The 8,256-nt window shown below is 47.3% G+C and carries 4 protein-coding genes; 1 reads left to right on the top strand and 3 read right to left on the bottom strand.

Features of this window, described 5'->3' with window-relative positions:
* Positions 1–770 precede the first annotated feature (770 nt).
* Positions 771–1,052: a DUF6520 family protein gene (locus H7U17_RS20130; RefSeq protein WP_186758652.1), complete on the top strand. Its 282-nt coding sequence runs from the start codon at positions 771–773 to the stop codon at positions 1,050–1,052.
* Between the two features lie 347 nt (positions 1,053–1,399).
* Here the strand turns inward: H7U17_RS20130 and H7U17_RS20125 are convergent, their stop codons facing one another.
* The 3 genes from H7U17_RS20125 to H7U17_RS20115 form a co-directional block, all read right to left on the bottom strand.
* Positions 1,400–2,764 carry a RagB/SusD family nutrient uptake outer membrane protein gene (locus tag H7U17_RS20125; protein WP_186758651.1) on the bottom strand — a complete coding sequence of 455 codons (1,365 nt, stop codon included), beginning with the start codon at positions 2,762–2,764 and terminating at the stop codon, positions 1,400–1,402.
* Positions 2,765–3,537: 773 nt separating this feature from the next.
* Complete coding sequence (locus tag H7U17_RS20120) at positions 3,538–6,753, bottom strand: SusC/RagA family TonB-linked outer membrane protein (protein ID WP_186758650.1); 3,216 nt, start codon at positions 6,751–6,753, stop codon at positions 3,538–3,540.
* On the bottom strand, positions 6,750–8,126 hold the full coding sequence (locus H7U17_RS20115) for a TlpA family protein disulfide reductase (protein WP_186758649.1): 1,377 nt from the start codon (positions 8,124–8,126) through the stop codon (positions 6,750–6,752). Before H7U17_RS20115 ends, H7U17_RS20120 begins: the two co-directional genes overlap by 4 nt.
* Between the last annotated feature and the right edge of the window lie 130 nt (positions 8,127–8,256).

The following is an 8,256-nucleotide window of genomic DNA, read 5'->3' as shown; positions in this document are numbered from 1 at the left end:
CGGAGAGAACTTCGCTTACAATTTTTCTACGTGCATTTTCGGAAAATTTTTCCAAATCCTTCATTTTGTCCGATTATAGGTTTACAATTTTCAATTAAATTGTGTCAACCTATTTCAGGACATGACCGTCATCCCGAGGTAGCAGCTTGTCCCGACAATTGTCGGGAAGGGATCTCTTCCAGTAACATAATACATGAGAAGTCGAATCGTAACCGTCATTGCGAAGGATCCGCCACAGCGGAGACTGCGGCAATCCCGTCTTTCGAAGGTGGGATTGCTTCTCCCGGCTAACCAGGTATTAGGGATTATTGAAGTATTGAGTATTGAGTCTTGTGTATGAGGTACTAAAAAATAGTTGAGTCAGAGACTCAATTTTCATCGTCCCGCAGCTAAGCTAACGGGACAACGGAGGTACAACTGACGGGACAACGGGGTGAGAGATAGTTTTGCTACTTAGCCACTTACCCCGAAGGGGTAAAATCTACGTAGACGAAATCGCTAAGGTAAATCCACACGACCCTGAAGGGGTCGAACAAAGTTTAATCGTCCCGTCCGCCACGGCGGGATCGGGACAACGGATCATAAAACATTTGCCCAACCCTTGGGAAGGAAGTATTAGATAGGGTTAGCTTTTTTCCCCGGCAATGAAAGGAGGATGCCGAAAATCCTGGAAAGAGTAGGCAAAGCAACCTATGACCCGAAATATACTAATGCACAATCCGGGTTTAAACGTTAGGGGATTTTGATCGTTAAAAATCCCATTTTCAACCATGAATAAATTTTTGAAAAGTTTGCCAGCATTGGCCTTTGCACTGGCTGCATCTGTAGCTTTTGCTTTTAATATGCCATTGGATGATGCAAGTTCAGCCACTAAGGTCTGGACACCGGATGCAGCTGAACCTCACGGTTACAGAGAAGTGACTTCCATTGTCCAGGAAGAGGAATACGATTGTAATCTTTCTTCCAATGAATGCCTGGTAGAATTCAGCAATGACGATCCAGCTACTGGAATGAAAACCATTCTCCAAGATGGAGATTTCCAGGAGCAATAAGGTAATCTAATTTGAAAAACTTATCCAAGGCCGGGTGGCCTTGGATATTTATTGTTTTTATTTAACAAGCCTTAAAAGGGTGTTAGTTTAAAGATGTTGATGTTTCGGAGTCTAGGGACTCCTTTTATTTTTTAGTTCCAAGTCACCGCTTCGCTAAAGATTTGCAACAGCGAAAGACAAAATCGAATGTCATCCCGAGGCACCTAGGGATCTCTTCCAGTAACAAATAGCTAATGAGATCCCTCCTTTGTCGGGATGACAAAAAGGGAATAAGGAGTCCCGCACCTGTTCACCTTGGCGTAACTCAGCTGACGGGACAATTGACTGAGTAGTCAACTGATCAAACATTACCTTGGATTCTGTTCGATCCCTGATTCTCTTATTTCCTCGGGAGGTATGGGGAAGATGTATTTTGGACTGTTAGGGTCTAAGGTATATACCTTATTGTTTAGGTTCCTTTCCAAGGTCATTTGGGTAGAGGCCTCCTGGTTCAATCGCCTCAAATCTGCCCAACGTAGTCCCCTACCGATCAACTCTTTCTGGCGTTCCACTAATATCCTATCTAAAACATCTTCATTCTCCAAGTGATCAAGCCCCTCCCAGGTTCCGGTTGTATAACGCTTTTCCAATAGGCGGTTCAAATATCCCTTGGCTTTATTCAAATCACCTGTTCGAAAGGCGGCCTCTGAGGCAATTATCAACATCTCACCAATTGCAATTCCTCCAAAGAAACGGCTATTACCAGTTAACTTTCCTGTATACTGATATAAACCGCCCTCCATTTCTGTAAAATAAAGGGATTTCCTCAGGTCATTCTCCTCATAGACATCCATCAAATCAGTATCCACATAGGTCTCATTCCCGTTCATATAGGAATAATTCTGCAAGCTGGAATAATAGATCAGCTCTGCATTGAACTTGTCAAAAGGTCGGGAGGCTGCTGGATCAAGCTCATTGAAATCCAGGCTTTCTGGATGCGCTTCCAAGACTTTCTCCGATGCCTCCAAGGCAGTTTGATAATCCCCTACCATTAAACTGGCACGGGCCATCAATCCCCAGGCTACAGATTTTGTGGGCCTGGTCTTTGGCGTAGTATTAGTCGGCAAATTATCAATGGCCAAATTTATATCCATAAAAAGGGCTTGATAAGATGCCTCAAGGTTTGACCTTACGGGATCGACTTGCACATCTGGTTCGTCCCTGAGGACAATACCCATTTGAGAACTATTGTCCTCCCCTTCTTTATAAAGCGGGGCATAAACCTGCAAGAGTTGTAGATAAGCATAGGCCCTATGAAAATGGGCGGTTCCCAACAATTCATAAAATCCCTTATCCTTTTCCCCTGAATATGTTTCCAAGCCTTTCAGGGCCACATTCGCATAAAAGACCTGTTCATAAGGCCCTGCCCAAACATTGGTCACGCCTCCCTGATAGGGATCATCTGCCCAGATATAAGTGGCCTGTTCTGCAGGATTGGAAAGTGCTGCCCAGCCTTCATCCGTGGTCCAGAATTCATCCGAAGCAATGCTCGTCAGACCTGCTTGGGTATTAAAAACAACGGTATTATCCAGTAAGGCCTGTATATCTTCCAAGGTCTCTGGAACCAGTACGCTATGATCCGGCCTCGGATCCAAAAAACTATCGCAAGCGGATAGCAGCTGCATTAGGCTGATGATCATGATTTTGAATATGGGTTTTGAAATATTTTTCATGTTTATAGTATTTAGTCATGAGTATTTAGTCATGAGCCTGCCTGGCGGCAGACAGGTAGTTAGTATTGAGACTTGTTTTAGGTAGCGAGAACGAGTGTCACCCTGAGCCCTTCGACTTAGCTCAGGATAAACTTAAGTAGAAGGGAGACACGGAGGCTTCGACTCCGCTCAGCCTGACATACTGGAATTGCGGCAATCTCGTATTTCGAAGGTGAGACTGCCGCGGATTCCTTGTGGTCATCCTCGCAGTGACGTGTTCTTTGACTTTCCTCCTTCTTCTTTACTCTTTTTTCTAAAAAGAGTCCCCGTTTCCCGTCTGGAAACATTTCCCGCCGATGATTTTGTGTTTTAACATATGAAGAAAGTACGCGGTAAGGGACTCGATTTAGATGTTAGACACAAGACGCTAGATGAAAGACTTGTTTACGTGGGCGAGGTCATATCGCCACAGTCATTGCGATCCCGGTAAGCCGGGAGAAGCCCGCCTCCCGGAGGGCAGGCAATCCCGTCTATCGAAGGTGAGATTGCCTACCTGAGGCAGGTAAACTTCACTTCACTTCTCTACGTTCGCAATGACGGAGAAACAGGTGTTCTCATCTCCGAACTCAATCTTTCCTCCTTCTTCTTTACTCTTTTTTCCATCTTGCTACTTGATACTTTCATCTTGATACTCAAAAAAAAGCTCCGCCCACCTGCCTATGTGTAACCCGGTTAATATTTGATTTAAGTTGAACATTGATTGATTTGGTGGACGAAGCTATGTCTTTGAGGCTTTAGAAATCTATTTTTACTCCCACCGCCAAACTCTTCAATGGTTTGGCAGTGCCAAAGTCAGGGTCCCATGCTTTGTCGGCGGCTTTCCAGATCATGCCCAGGTTATTTGCGTAAAGGTAGAGCTGGGCGCTATGGAGCTTGGACTTATTTAGCCAAGTATCTGGCAATACATAGCCCAAGCGTACATCCTGTAAGCGGATATGGTCTCCACTTTGTACCAAAACCGAACTGTTGCGGTAGAAAGTATCCCTATAAGTATCCCGCTGATCAGGTTGGGAAGGTACATCAGTATGGGCTTCATCTCCTGGTTCCTGCCAGCGATCAGCATAATCACTGTGTCCTCCCCTGCCCAATAAGATATCATTATACTGTACCGAGGTCTTTTTGAAATAGTAGCCCATTCGGAAAGCAATATTCACCGAAAGGCTCCAGCCCTTATAACCTAAGGTATTCCTAAAGGCCCCAAAGGTAGTAGGCCTGGCAGGGCCATGATAGATAATACTTTCCATACTGGCATCATTGACAAGGGTGCGATAATCCTGGCTGCTTTCTCCATCCAAGACACCCTGCGGCGCTCCTGTATCAGGATCCAGCCCCGCCCAAGGCAGAGAATAGACTCCAAACAGCGGTTTGCCCTCTACCGGGAAATACTCTCCTCCCAATCCCGAGGAACTGTAATTCAATAAACTGGAAACAGGAATTTCATTTTCATAAGCCAGCACCTCCTCCTTTAATCCGCTTAGGAGCAGTACCGAAGACCAGTGCCAATTGTTCCATGATTGCTTATACTCCAAATTCAGGTCATAACCCATGGTCAAGGTGGATGCATTGTTTCCCCTGAATCGGGCTATGCCGGTGGACGGAGCGAAGGGGCTTTCCCCGATCAGATCTAGTCCTTCCTTGTGGTAAAACTCCAAGCTTCCTGAAAGAGAACCCGAGCGGTTTTCAAAGTCCAATCCTGCATTGATCACCTTAATACGCTCCCATCTTAGGTCCTTATTGGGTGGGTTCATGATCTGGGCATAGGGCAATCCAGTGGTGGGATTAAAGCTCACCATCCGGGCAGTGGTGAAGGCGGTTAACCTCCGGTCAACATTCCCATTATAGCCATAGCTCAGCCTGAGTTTCATATAGGGCATTTGACTCCAATGATAGAAATCCTCCTCGCTTAATGTCCAGCCCAAACCTGCAGACCATAAGGGAACGGCCCTTTGGTTGGTATTTACGCCGAAGAGATTGGAGGCGTCTTTCCTGGCGCTAAGGGTCAGCAAATACCGCTTTTGATATTCCAAGGAGGCATTGCCATACAGTGAATAAAAGCGGTCCTGGGTGATGGAATGCCCATCGAGATTCGGGATTTGTGCCGTGCCATAGGGATTGTCAAATAAAGGATAGGGATTGACCAAGTCTACTGCCTGACTGGTGGCCCTATTTTCATTATAGCCATAATAGCGGGTACTATGGGCAATAGCCTTAAGGGCCCTTATCTCCGTTCCTGCCAGGGCATTCAAAGCCCAATCTCCTTTCCAAGTATTCTGGTAGTTTGCCTGTAGTCTACCCGAATGACTTTGGGTATTACTATTTCTATGGTCCAAAATTCCTCCTTCGGGAATACCATAGATCAGGTTTTCGTTATCATCAATCTGGGTATAGCGGTTGATCAGGTTTCTGGTGGTATAACTTTCTTCCGAGTAATGGATTTGATTGCTCTGACTGTTGGTCCAGTACTGGTAAAGCCCTTCCAAATTAAGTCCTTCAGTCAACTTATAGCTCAGGGATGTATTCAATCTCCAGACATTACCTAGGCTCTCCTCTGGTGCCCGGCCGATTTCCTCCAAGGGAACAAAGTCCCAATTATACAATCCAGCAGCTTGCGCTTCCTCCTTAAAGCTTTGTCGGTATTCCCGATACAGGGGCAAGGGATTTCCCTGCTCATCGGCCAGTCGGGCATAGGGATAGACTTGGCCTGAGGTATTAAAGATCAGATCGGATGGCCCCATATTCTGATCTGACCGGCTAGTTCTGATCCCATTGATACCTGTGCGGATTTTCAGTTTATCCTTTAAGAGACTGAAATCATTTTTAAGGTCCAGGGTAATACGGCGATTTTCATTGCCCACCGTGCCCTCACGGTTCTGGTCAAGGCCCAAACCTATCCTATAGGCATGCTGATCCGCTCCCCCACGGATGCCCAAGCTGTACTGTTGGTTCAGCTGTGGACGGAGCATGTATTCCGCGATATCCTTTCGCAGGTCATAGCCCCTATACTCCTTGATCAATGCTTGGGCTTCTTCGGGACTGATCAGGCCATCCCTTTCTTGGATCAAGGCCTCCACCACTGGACTGAGCACGGGGTTACGGACATTGTTTTCATAACTGTTATAAAAACCATCCGCAAACAGCTGCTGCTCCACATCGATATAATCCGCCACCGAGAGGATGGGATTACGGAAGGGATCCATTTCCTCTATCCAGTTGGCATTGGCGGAAAAGCTTATTTGGGTGTCCTGCTTGGTACTGCCCGACTTAGTAGTAATCACGATCACTCCATTTCCTGCCCGGGCCCCATAGATGGAAGCCGCTGCCGCATCCCGCAGTACCGTGATACTGGCCACATCATTAGGGTTGATATCCGATAGCTCACCATCATAGGGGAAATTGTCCACTACGATCAAGGGCCTGGCATAAGCTCCCAAGGTACTTCGCCCACGGATGGATATGGGATCACGACCTGTATCTCCTGTACGGTTGATGATCAGACCAGAAGTGACATCCTCCAAACGGTCGATCAGGTTGGTACTTACCCGTCTGCTGAGCAGTTCCTCATCCAAGCTGACAAAGGAACCCGAGGCCCGGTATTTGGGCAAGGTTTGGTAACCCGTGGAGAGGACCTCCACTTGTTCCAGTTCAATATCCTCCCCAATCAATTCCACTTTCATAAGGCCATCCTTGGGCACCGAAACAGGAATGGTTTGGGTTTGGAAACCCAGACTCCCGAAGGTAATCCTATAAGCTCCCCTATCCAGATTAAGGCTAAAGTACCCCTCTTCATCACTGATGGTGGAATTGCTTTGGTCCACCACCTTGATCCACGCACCGGGGATAGGCTCTCCAGTACCAATTTCCATGATCCTCCCTTTCAGGATCTCCTGGGCCCAGGTAAAGGATAGCCCCAGCCAAAGGCCTAACAGCACAGCAAGTACAAGTCTTTTCATGGCATATGGCTTTTAGGATTTCCAATTTTCTTCAGTACCAGCACCGGGATTTCCTCTTCCCTTTTCACCAGGTCCAGACCGATTTCATTCAGTCCTTTTTTCAGACTTTCCCGATTGGAAAGGGCGGCCTTGACCTCAAAATCTATGGGATAATCAATCCCCGTAAGGTCCATTACCGGATAGGAACTGTTTTGCATAAAATAGAGATTCAGGTAATAGATGAATCCGGTCAGGGTGGATTTGTCCACCCGTATCCCAGTAGGCCTGACATCGTACCAAACCTTGTCTGCTGTGGATGCAGAAAATACAGCGCCCTCCTTTTTCACTATGGCCCAGACCGTTTGCGGGCGCTTTTCCACCTTGGCCTCGATATGGGGGAAGTAACGCTTGAGGTCTTCCTTCATCAGGCTGTACTTGTCCATGCCCGGAGGTGTGATCAGCTCATAGCCATATACATGGCCGCCGGCCTCCATCCATTCCAAATAGTCTATGCCCGTACGGTCGGTAAAGAGCTCCTCTTCCCCAAATCCCTCCGCGATGATGCGGTTATTGCCAAAGTAATTGGCCAGGTCCTTTCCTGAATAGGCCATTCTGTACAATTTGTACAGGGGCACATTGACCAGCTGTATATGCCCGCCCTTTTCATCCGAATCCAACTGGGCGCCACGCACCCCCGGGATATAGCGGGTCAAGGCCGACTGGAAGCTGATATTCTTATCGGGGATCTGTGCATTTTCACTGATCAGGCGCTCCTCATGCTCGAAGGGAATACGCTTGTCCGACTTTAATCGGAAAGTAGGGTTTCCTGTACGTATAAGTGCCTTAAGTTTATTTTCTGTAAGGTCCTCCTTGCCCGTGATGGCCAGCACCTTTCGTTTGGGATCCAGGATTACAAAGTGCGGCAGGGTATTATGCGGAAAGCTCCTTAAGAGTCCCCTTTCCCCTACCACCATCGGCAGGTTGACATCCTTGAGGGCCGGATAGGCCTGTAATACCGCTCCCACCTTATCCGGATCATCCATGGTAACGGGCAGGAACTGGATTTTATCGCCAAAATCCTCCTGTAGCTTTTCCAGATCAGCCAGGTAATGCGTGCTGGCACTGCATACCGTGGACCAAAAACTCAGCACCAGGTATTTGCCCTTGAAATCCCCAAAGGCCAGGCTTGACCCTGAGTGGTTGATGGCCCTTTCAAAGCTCTTGTCCTCCGGCAAGCGGTCCCCAATGGTCAGGGTATCTAAAAGGGAAACAGGAGCCCCGCCCCCATCTCCCCTTGCTGAGGTGTACGCAACTTTATTCAGTTCTTTTCCATATACTTTGCTTCCTAAAAGGCATAGCAATGCCAGGAAGCACGTGAACGTTGTTTTTTTCATGCTTAAAATGCGGTTGTGTAGAAAGTGTTGGGACAAGACTCGGAGTCTTGTCAGAAGCTAGACGCTAGACTAAAGACATAAGACTGGATTTCGGAGGCGAGAGCTCTCTCAAACCCGTCATTGCGAACCA

Origin of the sequence: Echinicola salinicaeni (assembly GCF_014280965.1) — a bacterium.
GTDB lineage: Bacteria > Bacteroidota > Bacteroidia > Cytophagales > Cyclobacteriaceae > Echinicola > Echinicola salinicaeni.
Note: the sequence above shows the minus strand (reverse complement) of the source record. Positions and strands in the feature narration are given on the sequence as shown.